An 18,717-nucleotide genomic window follows, 5' to 3' on the forward strand; every position below is an offset into this window, starting at 1 on the left:
AACGGGTTTGTTGTGGCGAGCGGGCTTGTTGTGACGAGCGGGCTTGTTGTGGCGAGCGGGCTTGCCCCGCGTTGGGGCGCGTAGCGGCCCTAAAACCAGTCTCCCGGTTCTACCAGAAGAAATGCGGCGGCCTTATTGGGGCTGCTTCGCAGCCCAACGCGGGGCAAGCCCGCTCGCCACAACAAGCCTGCTAGCCACAACAAACCCGCTCATCACAACAAGCCCGCTCGCCACAGTTACAGTGTTGCTCCTTAACTGACTGGCATCCGGGCTTGCCCCCTCCCACAAGTTGATCTCGGCTGGGCATTTGAGCCGTGGGAAATTTCTGGAAGTGACGCTTGTTACCCTGGCCGACCGTTGAGTGATTTAACCTCCGGCCTCCACCTCTCAACGGTCGCCTGCCATGAATCGTATGCGTCATACCATGCTGATGTGTTGCTGCTTGCTGTCGCCCGTGGCCTTTGCCAGCACCGTATTGGAAAACCCGTTGTGGCGAGTCGAACTCGACCCGGCCACCCTCGCCATCCGCGTGACACCCAGCGGCCAGCCAGAGGTCCAGGCCTCCAACGGCGTAGCGGCCCGTGCCGTCAGTCAATTTGCACAACACGATCAACAGGCCAGTTGGCAATGGGATGACGGTGCCTATCGGGTAACTGCCAGCCTGGAGCAGCGCGACCTGGTGCTGTCGATCACGGCGCGGGAAGCCGGTGAGCTGCCGATACTTTTGCAGCCGGCGAGCGCCATGGGCCGAGGGTTGATGTGGCCTCTGGCCGAAGGGCATTACGTGCCGGTCGGCAATACCACGTGGAACACTTTCCTGGTGGCCCAGGGCGATATCAACACCACCCAGGACCTCAGCCTGCCGCTGTGGGGTGTCGATCACGGCGCCTTCACCCTTAACTGGTTGCTGACCAATCCCTATAACAACCGCCTGCGCTGGCGGGGCCAGGCGTTGTCGTTGACCCATGAGTTCACCTCGCTCGCACCTGCCGCCCCCATGACCCTGTTGTTGCACCTGGGCGAAAGCGATCCGCTGGCCGGCGCCAGGCGCTATCGCCAATGGCTGGTTGAGCAGGGCCGCTATGAACCCCTGGCAGACAAGCTGCGACAAACCCCTGGGGCTGAAAAGCTGCTGGGCGCCAGCCATGTTTACCTGTGGGGCAATGACCTGCTGGCGCCGGAGGATGTGCGTGATTGGCCGCTGTTGCTCAAGCGCTTGCGCGCTCATGAGCTCAAAGGCCTGTTGGACAAGGACTCCGCCAAGATCCTGGCGCAGCCCGGCGGGTTGAATCGCTACGAACAAAGCGTGCTGTTGCGCGGCCTCAACGCCGCGATCAACAGGAAGGCCCGGCAGAGTTGGCAGGTGGACGAGCCTGATATGAGCCGTCTTGCCGCCCGCTACGGTGAATTGCGTCGCGAACTGGCCGTGGACTTTGCCGGTGCCCTCGGCGATAGCCCCGACACCTGGGGCAGCCAGGCGGTACAAACCTTGCGCGACGCCGGCTTGCCACGCTTGATGCTGACCCTGGGCGAAGGCTGGGAAGGCGGCCTTTGGCACCCCGAAACCATCCGCGCCGGCGTCGACGCCGGCTACCTGATGGCGCCCTACGATTCCTATCAAACCGCGTTGTCCGCCACCGAAAACCCCGACTGGACCACCGCCCACCTGGGCAACCGGGCCTACCGCGACTGCGCCATCGTGTTGAAGGACGGCAAACTCAAGACCGGCTTCCAGCAGTCCGGCCACTACACTGACCCGCGCTGTGTGCGGCCTCTGCTGGAAGCGCGGGTGAAAGCCGTGCAGGCCAGGGCCGGCTTCAATGCCTGGTTTCTCGATGCGTATGCCACCAGCATGGTGCTCGACAGTTACCGCGACAGCGCTCCGATGACCCAGGCGCAGAACGCTGAAGGCAATATCGATGCGTCCCGTTGGCTGAATACCACGCTGCAAATGCCGACAGGCTCCGAAGACGGCAACGCCATCACCGCCCAGGGCATTCTGTTCGCCCATGGCATGCAAACCCCGGTGCTGGGCTGGGGTGATCGCGACATGACCCAGGACAAGCAGTCGCCCTACTACGTGGGTAACTGGTACCCGCCGGAGCAACCGGCGGTGTTCTTCAAGTCGGTGCCGCTGAACGAGCCGTTTCGTACGCTCTACTTCGACCCGACGCTGCGCCTGCCGCTGTATCAGGCGGTGTTCCACGGCTCGGTGATCACCACCCATCACTGGCTGTTCGACAGCCTCAAACTGAGCAATGTGCGCGCCGAGAACGAGCTGGCCCAACTGCTCTACAACGTGCCGCCGCTGTATCACCTGAGTGCCGCGACGCTCAAGGCGCGGCTGCCGCTGATCCAGCGCCAGGACCGATTTTTTCGACCGTTGCATGAGCGCCTGGCCACCCAGGCGATGACCGGGTTTCGCTGGCTGACGGCGGATCGACAGGTGCAGGAAACCACGTTTGCCGATGGCACGCGGTTGGTGGCGAATTTTTCCACGGCGTCGAGAGAGGGGGTTGCGGCAAGGAGCGTGACAGCGGTGGTGGATGAGAAATCGGTGGTGTATCAGGTGCAGTAGTGGCGTCCATCAGTCCGTCATCGGGGGCAAGCCCCCTCCCACAGGGGCATGCATTTCAAATGTGGGAGGGGGCTACACCCCGATGGCAACCCAGGCAACCCCAGACTCAAGCCTTGCGCCAAACGCTGGCCAGCCAAGGCTGCTGCTCCCGGGGTAATCCCGCCGGGCGGTAGTAATGTTCCAGTTCCACAAACCCGGCGGTGGTGAGCAGTGTTTGCCACGCATCGAGGTCGTGATAAGACCCATACCGCGGCCCATTCCAGCCTTCCTGGTTTTCCCCCCGTGGATTGGAGCTGAACAACACTCCACCTGGTTTCAGCGCCCCATGCAGTTGCCTGAGCACACGCGGCAGTTCCTGCTTGGGGATATGAAACAGCACCGCATTGGCAAAGATGCCGTCAAAGCGTTCAGCGGGCAGTTCCAGCTTGAGGAAATCCTGCTGCAACACCTCACAGCCACTGTCTTCCCGCGCCATCTGCGCAAAGCGTTCCGAACCATCGAGCCCGACGGCGATATGCCCCATGCGCGTAAAGGTCTGCAAATCCCGCCCCGGCCCGCAGCCGAAGTCCAGCACGGTAAAGGGCGCCGTGCCCTGGATATGCCGCAGCAGCGCGTTGATGTTCTGGCTCACATCGTGGTCGCGGGTGCCTTCACGGAAGTCCTCGGCCACCTTGTTGTAGTGGCCGAGGGTGGTGGACGTGATCTGGTCGAGGTCGTCGGGCTTGAGAGGCATGGTGATGAATACCGGGCGCTGAGATGGCCCGACTATACCCCATGTGTCGAGCGGGCTTGCCGTCACACCAGTCAGTTAAGGAGGAGCACTGTAACTGTGGCGAGCGGGCTTGCCCTAATGCCGTTCAGTTAAGCGTACATCGCCTTCTGTAGGAGCGAGGGGGACGCCTAGTTCTTGCTCGCGAAAAACGTCAACGATAACGCGTGTTTCCTGAATGAACGCGGCGCCTGTGAGTTTTTCGCGAGCAAGCTCGCTCCTACAAAAAAGCCCCAGCTTTCAGCGCTTATTCAGCCCCCGCGCCAACCGATCGCCACCCAACTGGATCACCGCCACCAGGATCACCAGCAGCACAATCACCGTGAGCATGATCTGCGTATCGAAACGCTGGTAGCCGTAGCGGTAGGCAATGTCGCCCAAGCCACCGGCGCCGATTGCCCCGGCCATGGCCGACGAGTTGATCATGGTCACCAGGGTGATGGTGAACCCGCCGACAATTCCCGGCAGGGCTTCAGGCAACAGCACGTGCCAGATGATGTGCCAGCGCCGGCAGCCCATGGCCTGTGCGGCTTCGATCAGGCCGTGGTCGACCTCGCGCAGACTCACTTCGGCGATCCGCGCAAAGAACGGTGTAGCGGCGATAGTCAGCGGTACCACCGCCGCCCATACGCCATAGGTGGTGCCGACGATCAACCGCGTGAACGGGATCAGCGCCACCATCAGGATCAGGAACGGAATGGAGCGGAACAGGTTGACGAACGCCCCCAGCACCCGGTTCAACGCAGGCGCCTGGTAGATGCCGCCCTTGTCGCTGGTGACCAGGAACACCGCCAGCGGAATGCCCACCAGCAACGCGATCAGCGATGACACGCCGACCATCAACAAGGTGTCGAGGGCACCCTGTACTAAACGATCAAACCACATAGCCCACCACCTCCACCTGTTGTGCCCAACGCCCGGCGCGATTGCGCAGTGCTTCGGCGTTATGGGGCGAGCCGTTCACTGCCAGCAGCAGTTGCCCCAGGGCATGCCCCTGGATGCGTTCCACGCCGCCCTGCAGCAAGCGCACGCGCCCGCCAAGTGCGCCGAACAGCGCGGCCAGGTCCGGTTCATCGGTAGCGCTGCCGGTGAACTGCAAGCGCAGCACCACGGCCGCGTCTGACGACGCGGGCGTGGCCTGCAAACGGCTTTGCAGTTCGTCCGGCAAACCGTGCTGCAACGGTGCCAGCAGGGTCTTGCTGACCTCATGTTGCGGGTTGCCGAACACTTTCCACACCGGGCCTTGCTCGACGATGCGCCCGTGTTCCAGCACGACCACGCGGTCGCAGATTTCGCGGATCACCGCCATCTCGTGGGTGATCAACACGATGGTCAAACCCAGGCGCCGGTTGATCTCGCGCAACAGGCCGAGGATCGATTGGGTGGTCTCCGGGTCGAGGGCCGAGGTGGCCTCGTCGCATAACAGGATTTGTGGGTCGTGCACCAGCGAGCGGGCAATGCCCACACGCTGTTTCTGCCCGCCTGAGAGCTGCGCCGGGTAGGCCTTGTGCTTGTCCTGCAAACCCACCAGTTCCAGCAGCTCACGGACCTTTTGCTCGCGTTGCGGCTTGGGCACGCCGGCGACTTTGAGCGGCAATTCGACGTTCTGCCACACGGTCTTGGCCGACATCAGGTTGAAGTGCTGGAAGATCATGCCGATACGCCGACGCAGCGCCACCAGGCGGTCTTCGTCGTAGTCGCCGATGTCCACCTGATCGATCAGCACGCGCCCGCTGCTGGGTTGCTCCAGGCGGTTGATGGTGCGGATCAGCGATGACTTGCCGGCGCCGCTGCGGCCGATAATGCCCAACACTTCACCGCGCTGGATCGCCAGGTCGATGCCTTGCAAGGCATGCACGCTGCCGTCGTAGGTCTTGCCCAGGTTGATAAAGCGCACGTGCGCGCGGTTCAGGTCCGGGTGCAGTTCGGTCTGCTCGGCGTCCCTGGGCGGTAAACCCAGGTCGCGCAGTTGAGAGTGGGCGGCGGTCATTTTTTGTCTTCCCAACCGACTTGGTACAACTTGCCAAGGGATTTATCCAACGCCGCGCGCACCACTGGCGAGTGCTGGTAGATGTCGACGAACTTGATCACGCGTGGGTCGGTTTTGCTTTTGGGCTGGATCACGAACTGGATCACGTATTCCGGGTGGTCGAGGCCGTCGAACAGCAGCGCCGACTCGGCATCGAAGGTCTTCGACAGGCGGATATACGCCGGGTAGCCCTGCACCAGGTCCGCATCGTCATACGCGCGCACCAGTTGCACGGCTTCGACTTGCAGGATCTTGATCTTCTTCGGGTTGGTCACGATGTCTTCTTCGGTCGCCTTGTAGCCCACGCCCGGCTTGAGGGTGATCAAACCGGCCTTGGCCAGCAGTTGCAGGCCGCGACCGCTGTTGATCGGGTCGTTGGCAATCGCCACGCTGGCGCCTTGGGGCAGGTCGTTGATGCTTTTGTATTTTTTCGAATACAGCCCGACGTTGTTGATGATGCCCGGCGCGTACGGCACCAGGTCAAAACCAGCGGCGGCCTTGGCGTTTTCCAGGAACGGGATGTGCTGGAAGTAGTTCACGTCGATGTCACCGGCGGCCAGGCTGACGTTGGGCGCGATCCAGTCGGTGAATTCCACCAGCTCGACTTTCAAGCCTTGCTTGCCGGCTTCGGCGACGGCGGCTTCCAGGGGAATGGCGAAGGCGGCGGTGGTGCCGATTTTCAACGGTGCATCGGCGGCGAACACCGCCGCGCTGAACAACCCGAAGGCCAGGGCCAGTGCTTTGACTGGGTGGGAGAGCAGGATCTTTTTCATAATCGAGTTCCAGTTGTAGGAGCGAGCTTGCTCGCGAAAAATTTGAGGGCGCTGCGGGGTATCAGAGGCCACGCGTTATCGTTAACTATCTTCGCGAGCAAGCTCGCTCCTACAGGGGGCAGTGGCGGTAGGTGGAGCCGGTGTGTTGTTTGGGCAAGCGCGCGCTGCGCTGGAATACCTTTTCCCGTAGCGTGCCGTTCTCATACTCGGTCTTGTACGACCCACGCTTCTGCAACTCCGGCACCACCAGGTCGATAAAGTCCACGTAGCTTTCCGGCGTCACAATGCGCGTGAGGTTGAAGCCATCCAGGCCGGTTTCGCTGATCCAGGATTCCAGCTCGTCAGCGACCTGTTCGGGCGAGCCGACCAGGGTGATATAGCGCCCACCGAGGGCGTGCTGCTCGAGCAATTTGCGCCGGGTCCAGTCGTTGTTTTGCAGGTTCTTGGTGGCCGACTGGATTGCGTTGCTTTTCACGTACTGGATCGGTTCGTCGATTTCGTATTGGGAAAAATCAATCGCGGTGGACGCCGAGAAATGCGCCACGCCGGCCTCCGCGCTGGCGTAGCTCAAGTACTCGGCGTGCTTGGCCCACGCCAGTTCTTCGGTGGCGCCGACGATTACGTTGAGGCCCATGAACACCTTGATGTCGTCCGGGTTGCGCCCGGCCTCGACTGCGCTGGCGCGCACCTTGTCCACCTGCACCTTGGTCGCGGCCTTGTTTTGCCCGCTGATGAATACACACTCGGCATGCCGCCCGGCGAACAGCAAGCCACGCTCCGAACTGCCGGCCTGGAACAGCACGGGCGTACGCTGCGGCGACGGTTCGCACAGGTGGTAACCCTCCACCTGGTAGAACTCGCCGTGATGCTCGACCTTGTGCACCTTGCCCGGCTGCGCATACACCCGCGCTTGCGGATCGTTGAGCACCGCGTCGTCTTCCCAGCTGCCTTCCCAGAGCTTGTAGAGCACCTCCAGGTATTCATCGGCCTGGTCGTAGCGCCGGTCATGCTCGACCTGTTCGGACAGGCCCATGGCCTTGGCGGCGCTGTCGAGGTAGCCGGTGACGATGTTCCAGCCGACACGGCCACGGCTCAGGTGATCGAGGGTGGACATGCGCCGGGCGAACAGGTACGGCGGCTCATAAGTGAGGTTGGCGGTGAGGCCGAAGCCGAGGTTTCTGGTCACTGCAGCCATCGCCGAGACCAGCAGCAACGGGTCATTGACCGGCAGTTGGATCGACTCCTTGAGCGGCACATCAATCGAGCGCTGGTACACGTCGTACACGCCGACGATATCGGCGATGAACAAACCGTCGAACAACCCGCGCTCCAGGGTTTGCGCCAGGTCGGTCCAGTACTCGATGCTCTTGTATTGGGTGGACGTGTCCCTTGGATGGGTCCACATACCGTGGTTGATATGCCCGATGCAGTTCATGTTGAAGGCATTGAGCAGGATCTTTTTCTTCGCCATCAGATGGTCCCCCGCAGTGGCGGGTTTTCAGCGTTGAGGTAGTAATTACCTACCGCGTGGTACTTCCAGCGCACCGGGTCGTGCAGGGTGTGCACGCGGGCGTTGCGCCAGTGGCGGTCGAGGCCGTGCTCGGCCAGGGTGGCCTGGCTGCCGGCCAGTTCGAACAGGGTGCTGCCGGCGGCCAGGGAAATCTCGGTGCTCAAGGCGCGCACTTCGGCCACGGCAATCGATGCCGCCGCCACGGTGTCGGCATTGCTGTCGGCCTGGGCGCGGTCGAGGTAAACACCGGCACGTTCCAGCAAGGCTTCGGCAGCGTGCAGGCGGATGCTCAGGTGGCCAAAACTCTTCAGGGTCAGCGGGTCTTCGGTGGCTTTGTCGTTGCCGGAATCGATCCACGGGCGGGTCTTGGTGCGCACAAAGTGCAGCGCGTCCTCGAAGGCGGCGCGGGCGATGCCGGTGTCGATGGCGGCGTGAAGGATCTGCGCCAACGGGCCTACGGTGGTGGGGCGCTCGAAGGCGCTCTGGAACGCAATCACGTCGTGCGCGGCGACCCACACATTGTCGAAGACGACGGAGCCGCTGCCGGTGGTGCGCTGGCCGAAGCCACTCCAGTCGTCGATCACGTTCAGGCCTTCGCTGTCGCGGGGCACGAAGGCCAGTTGCTGGATGCCGTGTTCATCCACCACCGAGGTGGGGATGCGTTGGGCATAGATCGCGCCGGTGGCGTAGAACTTGCGTCCGCTGATACGAAAGCCATCGCCATCGCGGGTGAGGGCGGTCACGCGGTCATGGGCGGTCTTGGTGCCCAGTTCCGCCAGGGCGTTGCCGAAGCGTCGGCCGGCGAGCACTTCGGCGTACAGGCGTTGTTGCTGTTCAGGGCTGCCATTCACGCGCAGCACTTCGAGGGCATAGAAATGGTTTTGCGGAATCTGGCCCAGCGAGGCGTCGGCCTGGGCGATCAGCGCAATGACTTTGGCGAGGGTGACGTTGGATACGCCGGCGCCGCCGTATGCCTTGGGCACGCTGATACCCCACAGGCCGGAGCGCGAAAACACGTCCAGTTCGGGCAGCGGCAGGCGGCGTTCGCGGTCGCGTTGGGCGCTGTCGCGGCGCAAGTCTTCGGCCAGGTCGCTGGCGACAATAAGGGCTTGTTCGTCGCTGGTGATAACCGCGACACGGTGAGAAAGGGTCATGAGTTTCTCCAGAGGTCTGGTCGGTTAAATCCAGGAATGGCGAGCCGGCAATGTGCCGTTCAAGCGATAGGCGCCAACGGCGTGATACTTCCAGCGCACCGGGTCGTGCAGGGTGTGCACCCGCGCGTTGCGCCAGTGACGGTCGAGGTTGAATTCGGCGAGGGTGGCGCGGCTGCCGGCCAGTTCGAAGAGTTTTTCGCTGACCAGCAACGACACTTCAGTGGTGAGCACCTTCGCCTCGGCCACGGCAATCGACGCCCGCGCGGCGGACTGGGCGGTGATCGGCGCGGCGCTGACCTGGTCCAGCACCTGACCGGCTTTGCGCAGCAGCGCCTCGGCGGCGTGCAGTTCGATTTTCAGCTTGCCGATATCGGCGATCACATACAGGTCATCGCTGGCGCGTTCGACCTTGGCGTCGATCCACGGACGCGAACGCTCGCGCACAAAGGCGATGGTGTCATCCAGCGCGCCACGGGCAATGCCGGCGTCGATGGCGGCCTGGATCAATTGCGAGACGGCGCCCTGGATATTCGGGCTTTCGCCGATACGCCAGTTCTCGACCACCAGCTCTGCGTCGACCGGCACCTGGTCCAGCAGCACGGTGCCGCTGGCGGTGGTGCGTTGGCCAAAGCCGGACCAATCGTCGACGATGCGCAGCCCTTCGGTGCCACGGCGCACAAATGCCATGACCTGCTTGCCGTCATCGTTCAACGCTTTGACCGCCACCCAATGGGCAAACAGCGCACCGGTGGAATAAAACTTCTGGCCGCTGATCACATAACCATCGCCCTTGGCAGTGATGCGCGCCTTGAGTTCCAGGGTGTTCCTGGTGCCGCGCTCCGGGCCGCCATTACCAATGCGCCAGCCGTCGAGCACGCTTTGGAACAGCTGCTTTTTCTGGCGCTCGGTGGCGGCACCCTGCAACAGGTGCAGGATGCCGAAATGGTTCTGCGGGATCTGCCCGAGGGCCGGGTCTGCCGCGCTGATGATCGCGAACACATCGGCCAGGGTCACGAACGACACTTGTGGGCCGCCGTACTCACGGGGAATGGAAATACTGCCCAGCCCGCTGCGGGTGAATTGCTCGATCTGTGCCCACGGCAACTTGCGCTGCTGGTCGCGCTTGGCGGCTTGCAGGCGCGCAGCCTGGGCCAGCTCATGGGCCGCGCTCAACGCTTGGGCGTCGTTGCGCAGCACAGTGGCTGGCAACAGCAGGGGAGCTACGTCCAGATCACTCTGGGGGGGTGTTAGAGCCAAGTTAGACATCAGCGCCGCTCCTTGGCTGCACGTAATGCCCTGGCGTTGCGCACCGGGGTAATTCTGACCATACCGACCTCGCATTCAATGAAATGAAAACAAAACAATCAGGAATGTCCGGTGGTCCGGTGCATATACCCTAAGCGTGTTAAATCTTTAAATAAACTAACTTTTAGGAATATGCATAGAAGGTCCGTCACCCAGGTTCCAAGGGGGAACCGAGGCGACGCGGTTGATAGGGCAGCGCGTCCCTGGCCGCACGGGTCGGCGCCTGGGGCGCACAGGCGGCGATGCGCAAAGTGCGGGCGGGCGCCCAGCGTGAATTATTGCCAACCCGATCGAGGATGCAGTACGTCACGTCCAGCCGGCTGTCGTCGCCCGCTTCGAGAATCACCGCTGAAGGTACCCACACCTGGACCGCCAGGCCGACGCTGCGCGTCGTTATTTTCGGCAGGTCCAGGCGCACATCACCCCAGCGCAGGGTGATGGCGTCGCCGCTGGCCATGTTCAGGTAAGGCTCGATTGTCAGCGGAATACCGCGACGTACCTGGCTGCCGTTGACGCCGTAACGGCCGATCATCGCGGGCACCCTGATGGGGGCGAGGTTCTGGTTTTCGTCGCTGTACAGCGGCGAGGGCTGGCCGCCTGGGCCGTTGGTCTTGACGCGTACCTGCGTCACCGCCGAGCGGGCCGGGCTGCGGCCGACTTGCATGACCTGGTAGTGAACCTGTGCCAGGCCATCCTGCACGAAGCTTTCGGGCACCCGCAGGTGGGTGGGGGTGCCGACCTTGCACGCCGTTACCCGACGTGAGGCGGCGAAGCAGTTGTTCCAGAACAGTTCGATCAGGTCGCCTTCATCCATGCCCGGATAGGGGGCGATATCGACCTGCAGTTGGGTGGCGGCCAGGGCGTTGATGCCGTGCGGCAGGGCCTGGGGCAGGGTCGGGGCGGTGAGCATGGCCGGGGTTGCAGTGCGCGTCATAAGTCATCTCCTTGATGCAGCCAGCAGCAATCGTTCCGGACCTTGGGCGCAGGTGCGCAAACGGGACCGAAAGGAACGATTCAGTGAGTAGCCGGGATAGGATCCAATCCTCTGGGTGCTAGATAAGAGGGTTGGCCAGGGAGCGTCAATGGCGGCAAAAGGCTAAACGGCGGGTTCGGGAAGATTCAGAAGGGTCTGACTGGGCGGGGGATTTTAAGAGGGGGTGGTGGGGCGATTTACTGGCTGGAACGAAGCATTCCTGTAGGAGCTGGCTTGCCAGCGAAGACCGTCCAGACGACACGGTTAATCCGGTTAAACGCGTTATCGTTGACGATTTTCGCTGGCAAGCCAGCTCCTACAGGGTGGGTCTCAGTGGGCCAGGAATTTGCTCAGGAACTGCCGGGTCCGTTCTTCCTTGGGGTTGGCGAACAGCGCCTTGGCTTCACCCTGTTCGACGATCACGCCCTTGTCGAAGAAGATCACCCGGTTGGCCACATCACGGGCAAAGCTCATCTCGTGGGTGACGATGACCATGGTGCGGTTTTCTTCGGCCAGGCTGCGAATGGTCGCCAGCACTTCACCCACCAACTCCGGGTCGAGTGCCGAGGTGGGTTCGTCGAACAGGATCACCTCCGGCTCCATGGCCAAGGCGCGGGCAATCGCCACGCGCTGTTGCTGGCCGCCGGACAGGCGCCGTGGGTAGGACGCTTCCTTACCCGCCAGGCCGACCTTGGCCAACAAGCTGCGACCCAGGGTAACCGCCGCTTCGCGGGGCATCTTCTTGACCACGATCGGGCCTTCGATGACGTTTTCCAGTGCGGTGCGGTGGGGGAACAGGTTGAAGTTCTGGAACACAAAGCCCACGTGCTGGCGCAGACGCCGCACCAGGCCCTGTTGCTGGTTGAGCGGTTTGCTGCCGTCGATCTCGATGTCACCCACCTTGATGCGGCCGCTGGTGGGTTCTTCGAGGAAGTTCAGGCAGCGCAGGAAGGTGGTCTTGCCGGAACCGCTGGGGCCGATGATGGCGACGACTTCGCCTTCCTTGACCTCAAGGTCGATACCGTTGAGCACCACCTGGCCGTTGAATTGTTTGGTCAGCTTTTCAACCACGATCATGCTTCAAGACTCCAGGTCATGCCGGTTGACCCGGTCTTCCAGGCGGTTTTGGAAGTGCGCCAGGATGCTTGCCAGCACCCAGTAGATCAGGGCGGCGGACAGATACATGGTGAAAATCTCGAAGGTGCGCGCCGACACCAATTGAGCCTGGCGGAATAGCTCCGGCACCTGGATGGTGGCGGCCAGCGCGGTGTCCTTGACCAGCGAAATAAAGCTGTTGCCCAAAGGTGGCAGGGCGGTGCGCATCGCCTGCGGCAGGATGGCCCGGCGCAGGGTCTGCGCACGGGTCATGCCGATACTGGCGGCGGCTTCCCACTGGCCACGCTCGATGGAAGCGATGGCGGCCCGCAGGATTTCACAGGCGTAGGCGGCCATGTTCAGCGAGAAGCCGATCATCGCCGCCGGGATCGGATCCAGCTCGATGCCCACTTGCGGCAAGCCGTAGTAGATCAGGAACAGCTGTACCAGCAAGGGCGTGCCGCGAAAGAACGACACGTAGACGCGGGCTGTCCAGCTTAGCAGCTTGACGCGCGACAGCCGCATCAAGGCCAGGCCGAAGCCCAGCAGCAAACCGAAAAACATCCCGCCAAGGCTGAGAATCACCGTGTAATACGCGCCCTTGAGCAGAAAGGGCGCGGAGTCCAGCGCGAGTTGGAAACCTGCTTCCATTATTGAGTGACGTCAGCGTTGAAGTACTTCTCGGACAGCTTCTTCAAGGTGCCGTCGGCGCGCAGCTTGTCGAGGGCCTTGTTCACCGCTTCAAGCAACTCGGGCTCGCCTTTGCGTAGGGCGATACCGGCTTCCTGACGGGAGAAGGCGTCGCCGGCAGCGGCGGTGTCCGGGGCTTTCTTGGCGTATTCCAGGGCCGCCAGGCGGTCGATCAGGATGGCGTCGATACGGCCGATGCGCAGGTCCTGGAACTTGGTCGGGTCATCGTTATAGGTCTTGATAATGGCTTTGGGTTGGTTGTCCTTGAGCCATTGTTCGTAGTTGGTGCCCAGGCCTACCCCGACTTTCTTGCCGGCCAGGTCGTTGGCGGTCTTGATGGTGTCGAGGTTCTTTTTCAGCACCAGCGCCTGGATACCGGAAACGGTGTAAGGCGTGGAGAAGTCGTACTTCTTCTTGCGCTCTTCGGAGATGGTGACTTGGTTGACGACGGCATCCAGGCGCTTGGATTCCAGGGCGGCGAGGATGCCGTCCCATGGCGTGGCCTGGAGCTTGACCTTGACGCCCAGCTCTTTGGCCAGGGCTTCGGACAGTTCGACTTCGAAACCGCTGAGCTTGCCGCTTTCATCGACGAAGCTGAACGGCGGGTAGGTGCCTTCCAGGCCGATTTTGATCTCGCCGGCCTTTTTGATATTGCCCAGTTGCTCGCCGGCAACTGCCTGGCCCAGCCAACCAGCCCCGAGAGCCAGCCCCAATGTGCCGACCAGCAAGGTGCGACGGAATACGGAAATAGTCATGAAGAGCCCCTGTGTTTTTTATGTTGAGCGAAGCAGGTGACGCGGTAGTCGTATCCTGCCTTAAAGCGCGAAGCGCGTCTTCGCCTTCGGCGCGATGATAAAGCCGGGTTTTAAGACTTGAAAATAATATAAATCAATTCATTTATGCTTATCTGGAATATGTGGCGACCCTAATGTGGGAGGGGGCTTGCCCCCGATAGCGGTGTATCAGTAACAAGTGAGCTGGCTGACACTCCGCTATCGGGGGTAAGCCCTAATGCCATTCAGTTAAGCGTACATCGCCTTCTGTAGGAGCGAGCTTGCTCGCGAAAAACGTCAACGATAACGCGTGTTTCCTGAATGAACGCGGCGCCTGTAAGTTCTTCGCGAGCAAGCTCGCTCCTACAAAAAAGCCTTAACTGAACGGCATTAGGGCAAGCCCCCTCCCATATTCAGCCCGCGTTTATTCAGCTGAAAACCGAGTCATAGGCAAACAACGCCGGTGCCCCGCCGGTATGCAGGAAAATAATCGGGCCATCTTCAAAGCGCTGGCGCCCGATACCGTCCAGCAAGCCGGCCATGGCCTTGCCAGTGTAGACCGGGTCCAGCAGCAGGCCTTCCTGGCTCGCCAATAGCTTGACCGCCGAAAGGGTGCCGGCGTTCGGTTCGCCATAACGAGGGCCGAAATATTCGTCCCACAGAATCACCTTGAACGCGTCGGGGATGTCCACGCCGAGCAACTCGGCCGTGCGTTCGGCCAGGCCCTGCACTTTCGGCAACTGCGCTTCCTCGGTGCGCGACACCGTAACGCCGATTACCGGCAACTTCGGCAGCACTTCGCTCAAGGCCAGTGCCAGGCCGCTGTGGGTACCGGCGCTGCCGGAGGCCAGCACCACGGCGGCAAACTCGATCCCGCTGGCCTCGATCTGCCCGGCCAGTTCCAGGCCGGCACGCACGTAGCCCAGGGCGCCGAGTGCATTGGAGCCGCCGATGGGGACGAGGTAAGGCTTCTTGCCGTTGCTGCGCAGGCGGTCGGCGAGGGCGTTGAGTTGCTCGTCGACGTTGTCGAGGTTCTCCACCAACTCGACCTTGGCGTCGAACAGCTCCAGCAGCAGGCGGTTGCCGTTGCCCAGGTAGTTGGGGTCTTCGGTGCCGGTGGGATTTTCCAGCAGGGCGACGCAGCCCAGGCCGAGCTTGGCGGCGAGCGCGGCGGTCTGGCGTACGTGGTTGGATTGGATGGCGCCAGCGGTCACCAGGGTGTCGGCCCCCTGGGCGAGGGCATCGGCGGCCAGGTATTCGAGTTTGCGCAGCTTGTTGCCGCCCATGGCCAGCGGCGTGGTGTCATCGCGTTTGACGTAGATATCGCGTCCCAGCCAGGTCGACAGCCGCTCGAGTTTTTCCAGGGCGGTGGCACCGCCCAGCAGTTCCAGACGGTTAAAGCGGTCGAGCTGTTGTTTGATCATGGCTACGCACGGTTGCTAAGTGATGGAGGGACTATAGGCAGGCACTTTTCATCGGGCAACCGTCAATCGCATATGCCGGAAGGTTCTTAGCATCACACCATTGGTTCTTAAGGGCGGCCGGGGTGCATACCGTAAAGTGATGGCCATTTCGTCAGGAGTGAATACCGTGAGTGAGCGTTCCAGTCATTGGCAATTACAGACCATCGTCAGCCAACTGCGCGGCGCCCGTGACCAGTGGCGTGCGCGCAATGGCCGTTTGAGCGGCGAGCACGGCGGGCGTGAGCTGCCCTCGCGCGAAGCGGTGGCGCAGATTCTTGAAGCGCTGTGTGGTGCGCTGTTCCCGATGCGCCTGGGGCCGGTGGACCTGCGTGAAGAGAGTGAAGATTTCTACGTCGGGCATACCCTCGATGTTGCCCTCAACGCCTTGCTCGCTCAGGCGCGCCTGGAACTGCGCTATGCCGCCCGGCAAAGCGGCCAGGACGACAGCGACGTCGACGCCCTTGCCATCCGCCTGATCCAGGACTTCGCCCTGGCCTTGCCGTCCCTGCGCAGCCTGCTCGACACCGACGTGCTGGCCGCTTACCACGGCGACCCTGCCGCGCGCAGCGTGGACGAAGTGCTGCTGTGCTATCCGGGGATCCTCGCGGTGATTCACCATCGCCTGGCGCACCATCTGTACCGGGCCGGCCTGCCGCTTTTGGCGCGGATCAGCGCGGAAATCGCCCACTCGGCCACGGGCATCGACATTCACCCCGGCGCGCAGATTGGCCCAAGCTTCTTTATCGACCATGGGACCGGCGTGGTGATCGGCGAAACCGCGATCATCGGTGAGCGGGTGCGCATCTACCAGGCCGTGACCCTTGGCGCCAAGCGTTTCCCGGCAGATGAAGATGGGCAGTTGCAGAAGGGCCATCCGCGCCATCCGATTGTCGAGGATGACGTGGTGATCTATGCCGGGGCGACGATCCTCGGGCGGATCACCATCGGCAAGGGTTCGACCATTGGCGGTAACGTGTGGCTGACCCGCAGTGTGCCGGCGGGGGCGAATATTACGCAGGCGAATTTGCAGCATGATGATGGGGCGCAGAAATAGCGCCGGTCTTGAAAATCACACACAACCCTGTGGGAGGGGGCTTGCCCCCGATATAGGTGGTTCAGTCAATGCATCTGTGACTGACACACCGCTATCGGGGGCAAGCCCCCTCCCACATTTTGTGAATGCATTGCAAAGTTGAGCCGTATTTCAGTCAGCAAGGGCTGAACGATTTGCCTCTCCCACCCGTCATACCAATCCTTGAGCTGATGTAGGAATCCCCTACCACTCGGCCCTGCGATTAGTCCCAGACTGCCTATCCATGTTTAACTTGAATGCTCGTTCAAGTTAAACCGGTGGTTCGCTGCCCGCTCACAACAGGAGGCTTACCTTTGCTGAGTCCGTTATTCACAGCCACATCCTTCACCCTCGGGGTGCATCGTTCATGAGTGCATCGTCCACCCCAGCCAGCGGCCTGGTGCGCATGAATGCGCCCGTCTTCTACTTTGCCGCGACCTTCATCCTACTGTTCGGCATCACTGTCATCGCTATCCCGCAACAGGCTGGTGCCTGGCTGCTGGCGGCGCAAAACTGGGCGGCCAATACGGTCGGCTGGTACTACATGCTGGCGATGACCCTGTATCTGGTCTTCGTGGTGGTCACCGCGTTATCGGGCTACGGCAAGATAAAACTCGGTGCCGACCACGACGAGCCCGAATTCAGTTACCTGTCCTGGGCCGGCATGCTGTTCGCCGCCGGCATCAGCATCACGCTGTTTTTCTTCTGCGTTTCCGAGCCGCTGACCCACCTGGTGCAACCGCCCCAGGGCGAAGCGATGAATGCCGATGCCGCGCGCCAGGCCATGCAGATTCTCTTCCTGCACTGGGGCCTGCATGGTTGGGGGGTGTTTGCCTTTGTCGGCATGGCCCTGGCGTACTTCGCCTACCGGCATAACCTGCCGCTGGCCCTGCGCTCGGCGCTGTACCCGCTGATCGGCAAACGCATCAATGGCCCTATCGGCTATGCGGTGGACGGCTTCGGCATCATCGCCACGGTGTTTGGCCTGGGTGCCGACATGGGCTTTGGCGTGCTGCACCTCAACTCCGGCCTCGACTACCTGTTCGGGGTTGCCCACACGCAGTGGATCCAGGTCGGCTTGATCACCTTGATGATGGGCGCGGCGATCCTCGTCGCCGTGGCCGGCGTCGACAAGGGTGTGCGGGTGATGTCCGACATCAACATGCTGCTGGCCTGCGCGCTGCTGCTGTTCGTGTTGTTTGCCGGCCCCACCCAGCACTTGCTCAACACCCTGATCCAGAACATCGGTGATTACCTAGGTGCGCTGCCGACCAAGAGTTTCGATGTGTACGCCTACGACAAACCGAGCGACTGGCTGGGCGGCTGGACGGTGTTCTACTGGGCCTGGTGGATCGCATGGTCGCCGTTCGTGGGCCTGTTTATCGCACGGATTTCCCGTGGCCGGACCATCCGCGAATTCGTGTTCGGCGTGCTGCTGATCCCGCTGGGTTTCACCCTGGCGTGGATGTCGATTTTCGGCAACAGCGCTATCGACCAGGTGCTCAACCACGGGATGACCGCGCTCGGTCAGTCGGCCATCGATGACCCCTCGATGAGCCTCTACCTGCTGCTGGAAACCTACCCGTGGAGCAAAACCGTCATCGCGGTCACGGTGTTTATCAGCTTCGTGTTCTTCGTCACGTCGGCCGACTCCGGTACGGTGGTGCTCTCGACCCTGTCGTCCAAAGGCGGCAACGCCGATGAAGACGGGCCGAAATGGCTGCGGGTGTTCTGGGGCGCCATGACCGCGCTGGTCACCAGTGCGTTGTTGTTTGCCGGCAGCATCGACTCGCTGAAGTCGGCCGTGGTGCTGACCTCATTGCCGTTCTCGCTGATCCTCTTGCTGATGATGTGGGGGCTGCACAAGGCCTTCTACCTCGAATCGCAAAAGCGCATCGCCCAGTTGCATTCGCTGGCGCCGGTGTCGGCCTCGCGCAAAGGCAAGGGCGGTTGGCGCCAGCGCCTGAGCCAGGCGGTGCACTTTCCATCGCGGGACGAGGTGTACCGCTTCCTCGAATCGACCGTGCGCCCGGCGATCGAAGAAGTGACAGCGGTGTTTGTCGAGAAGGGGCTCTCGGTCGTGACTCAGCCCGATCCTTCCAACGACAGCGTCAGCCTGGAAATCGGCCACGGCGAGGAGCACCCGTTCATCTACCAGGTGCAGATGCGCGGCTACTTCACGCCGTCGTTTGCCCGTGGCGGCATGGGTTCCAAAGAGATCAACAACCGTCGCTACTACCGCGCGGAAGTGCACTTGAGCGAGGGCAGCCAGGACTACGATCTGGTGGGCTACACCAAGGAGCAGATCATCAACGACATCCTCGACCAGTACGAGCGGCACCTGCAGTTTTTACACTTGGTTCGCTAGCCGTTTGTGGGAGGGGGCTGGCCCCCTCCCACAAAAAACCGCGCAAGGCCCTGAATTCACGGGCTTTCTTAAATTTAATTTCATCCGCCTGCGCGCCGTTTTGACGCGTAACTGTCATCTGGCCACTGCGTAATTGTGTGAAGCGTTTGACGCTTTCATTTCAGA

Annotated in this window: 15 protein-coding genes; 3 read left to right on the top strand and 12 right to left on the bottom strand. The window is 61.9% G+C overall.

Annotated elements, in window-relative coordinates; all coding sequences use genetic code 11:
* Positions 1 to 403 precede the first annotated feature (403 nt).
* The gene (locus tag AB7933_RS02685) at positions 404 to 2,578 is read left to right on the top strand and encodes a glycoside hydrolase (protein WP_024072776.1); all 2,175 of its coding nucleotides are present in this window, start codon (positions 404 to 406) and stop codon (positions 2,576 to 2,578) included.
* Positions 2,579 to 2,684: 106 nt separating this feature from the next.
* Here the strand turns inward: AB7933_RS02685 and AB7933_RS02690 are convergent, their stop codons facing one another.
* The 12 genes from AB7933_RS02690 to AB7933_RS02745 all read right to left on the bottom strand — a co-directional run bounded on the left by AB7933_RS02690 (position 2,685) and on the right by AB7933_RS02745 (position 15,073).
* A complete protein-coding gene (locus tag AB7933_RS02690) occupies positions 2,685 to 3,311 on the bottom strand; it encodes a class I SAM-dependent methyltransferase (RefSeq protein WP_024072777.1) in 627 nt (208 codons plus the stop codon).
* Between the two features lie 276 nt (positions 3,312 to 3,587).
* The gene (locus AB7933_RS02695) at positions 3,588 to 4,232 is read right to left on the bottom strand and encodes a methionine ABC transporter permease (protein ID WP_024072778.1); all 645 of its coding nucleotides are present in this window, start codon (positions 4,230 to 4,232) and stop codon (positions 3,588 to 3,590) included.
* Positions 4,222 to 5,337: a methionine ABC transporter ATP-binding protein gene (locus tag AB7933_RS02700; RefSeq protein ID WP_024072779.1), complete on the bottom strand. Its 1,116-nt coding sequence runs from the start codon at positions 5,335 to 5,337 to the stop codon at positions 4,222 to 4,224. Before AB7933_RS02700 ends, AB7933_RS02695 begins: the two co-directional genes overlap by 11 nt.
* Positions 5,334 to 6,149 (bottom strand): MetQ/NlpA family ABC transporter substrate-binding protein, encoded by an 816-nt coding sequence (locus AB7933_RS02705; RefSeq protein ID WP_024072780.1) that lies wholly within the window; start codon positions 6,147 to 6,149, stop codon positions 5,334 to 5,336. Before AB7933_RS02705 ends, AB7933_RS02700 begins: the two co-directional genes overlap by 4 nt.
* Before the next feature lie 109 nt (positions 6,150 to 6,258).
* Positions 6,259 to 7,620, bottom strand: coding sequence for an LLM class flavin-dependent oxidoreductase (locus AB7933_RS02710; protein ID WP_024072781.1), 1,362 nt, complete (start codon positions 7,618 to 7,620; stop codon positions 6,259 to 6,261).
* Positions 7,620 to 8,813, bottom strand: a complete 1,194-nt coding sequence (locus AB7933_RS02715) for an SfnB family sulfur acquisition oxidoreductase (protein WP_024072782.1) — start codon at positions 8,811 to 8,813, stop codon at positions 7,620 to 7,622. Before AB7933_RS02715 ends, AB7933_RS02710 begins: the two co-directional genes overlap by 1 nt.
* A gap of 24 nt (positions 8,814 to 8,837) precedes the next feature.
* Positions 8,838 to 10,079, bottom strand: a complete 1,242-nt coding sequence (locus tag AB7933_RS02720; protein ID WP_024072783.1) for an SfnB family sulfur acquisition oxidoreductase — start codon at positions 10,077 to 10,079, stop codon at positions 8,838 to 8,840.
* A gap of 187 nt (positions 10,080 to 10,266) precedes the next feature.
* A complete protein-coding gene (locus AB7933_RS02725) occupies positions 10,267 to 11,052 on the bottom strand; it encodes a hypothetical protein (protein WP_024072784.1) in 786 nt (261 codons plus the stop codon).
* A gap of 369 nt (positions 11,053 to 11,421) precedes the next feature.
* Positions 11,422 to 12,168 carry an L-cystine ABC transporter ATP-binding protein TcyN gene (tcyN, locus tag AB7933_RS02730; RefSeq protein ID WP_024072785.1) on the bottom strand — a complete coding sequence of 249 codons (747 nt, stop codon included), beginning with the start codon at positions 12,166 to 12,168 and terminating at the stop codon, positions 11,422 to 11,424.
* 3 nt (positions 12,169 to 12,171) lie between these two features.
* Positions 12,172 to 12,837: a cystine ABC transporter permease gene (gene tcyL / locus AB7933_RS02735; RefSeq protein WP_024072786.1), complete on the bottom strand. Its 666-nt coding sequence runs from the start codon at positions 12,835 to 12,837 to the stop codon at positions 12,172 to 12,174.
* On the bottom strand, positions 12,837 to 13,631 hold the full coding sequence (tcyJ, locus tag AB7933_RS02740; protein WP_024072787.1) for a cystine ABC transporter substrate-binding protein: 795 nt from the start codon (positions 13,629 to 13,631) through the stop codon (positions 12,837 to 12,839). The genes tcyL and tcyJ overlap by 1 nt, the downstream gene beginning before the upstream one ends.
* A gap of 446 nt (positions 13,632 to 14,077) precedes the next feature.
* Positions 14,078 to 15,073, bottom strand: a complete 996-nt coding sequence (locus AB7933_RS02745; RefSeq protein ID WP_024072788.1) for a D-cysteine desulfhydrase — start codon at positions 15,071 to 15,073, stop codon at positions 14,078 to 14,080.
* 166 nt (positions 15,074 to 15,239) lie between these two features.
* Here AB7933_RS02745 and epsC point away from each other — a divergent pair, with 166 nt between their 5' ends.
* Together epsC and betT are read left to right on the top strand one after the other, a co-directional pair.
* Positions 15,240 to 16,166, top strand: coding sequence for a serine O-acetyltransferase EpsC (gene epsC / locus AB7933_RS02750; protein WP_041160815.1), 927 nt, complete (start codon positions 15,240 to 15,242; stop codon positions 16,164 to 16,166).
* Positions 16,167 to 16,590: 424 nt separating this feature from the next.
* Positions 16,591 to 18,552, top strand: a complete 1,962-nt coding sequence (betT, locus tag AB7933_RS02755) for a choline transporter BetT (protein ID WP_172831369.1) — start codon at positions 16,591 to 16,593, stop codon at positions 18,550 to 18,552.
* The last annotated feature ends 165 nt before the right edge of the window (positions 18,553 to 18,717 follow it).

The organism is Pseudomonas gorinensis (genome assembly GCF_042015035.1).
GTDB classification, from domain to species: Bacteria; Pseudomonadota; Gammaproteobacteria; order Pseudomonadales; family Pseudomonadaceae; genus Aquipseudomonas; species Aquipseudomonas gorinensis.

What these genes read in the sequence shown, in the direction of transcription:
- tcyJ (WP_024072787.1), bottom strand. Translation starts at nt 13,631, where the DNA reads ATGACTATTTCCGTATTCCGTCGCACCTTGCTGGTCGGCACATTGGGG.
- AB7933_RS02690 (WP_024072777.1), bottom strand. Translation starts at nt 3,311, where the DNA reads ATGCCTCTCAAGCCCGACGACCTCGACCAGATCACGTCCACCACCCTC.
- tcyL (WP_024072786.1), bottom strand. Translation starts at nt 12,837, where the DNA reads ATGGAAGCAGGTTTCCAACTCGCGCTGGACTCCGCGCCCTTTCTGCTC.
- AB7933_RS02710 (WP_024072781.1), bottom strand. Translation starts at nt 7,620, where the DNA reads ATGGCGAAGAAAAAGATCCTGCTCAATGCCTTCAACATGAACTGCATC.
- AB7933_RS02720 (WP_024072783.1), bottom strand. Translation starts at nt 10,079, where the DNA reads ATGTCTAACTTGGCTCTAACACCCCCCCAGAGTGATCTGGACGTAGCT.
- AB7933_RS02695 (WP_024072778.1), bottom strand. Translation starts at nt 4,232, where the DNA reads ATGTGGTTTGATCGTTTAGTACAGGGTGCCCTCGACACCTTGTTGATG.
- AB7933_RS02745 (WP_024072788.1), bottom strand. Translation starts at nt 15,073, where the DNA reads ATGATCAAACAACAGCTCGACCGCTTTAACCGTCTGGAACTGCTGGGC.
- betT (WP_172831369.1), top strand. Translation starts at nt 16,591, where the DNA reads ATGAATGCGCCCGTCTTCTACTTTGCCGCGACCTTCATCCTACTGTTC.
- AB7933_RS02725 (WP_024072784.1), bottom strand. Translation starts at nt 11,052, where the DNA reads ATGACGCGCACTGCAACCCCGGCCATGCTCACCGCCCCGACCCTGCCC.
- AB7933_RS02700 (WP_024072779.1), bottom strand. Translation starts at nt 5,337, where the DNA reads ATGACCGCCGCCCACTCTCAACTGCGCGACCTGGGTTTACCGCCCAGG.
- AB7933_RS02705 (WP_024072780.1), bottom strand. Translation starts at nt 6,149, where the DNA reads ATGAAAAAGATCCTGCTCTCCCACCCAGTCAAAGCACTGGCCCTGGCC.
- tcyN (WP_024072785.1), bottom strand. Translation starts at nt 12,168, where the DNA reads ATGATCGTGGTTGAAAAGCTGACCAAACAATTCAACGGCCAGGTGGTG.
- AB7933_RS02715 (WP_024072782.1), bottom strand. Translation starts at nt 8,813, where the DNA reads ATGACCCTTTCTCACCGTGTCGCGGTTATCACCAGCGACGAACAAGCC.
- AB7933_RS02685 (WP_024072776.1), top strand. Translation starts at nt 404, where the DNA reads ATGAATCGTATGCGTCATACCATGCTGATGTGTTGCTGCTTGCTGTCG.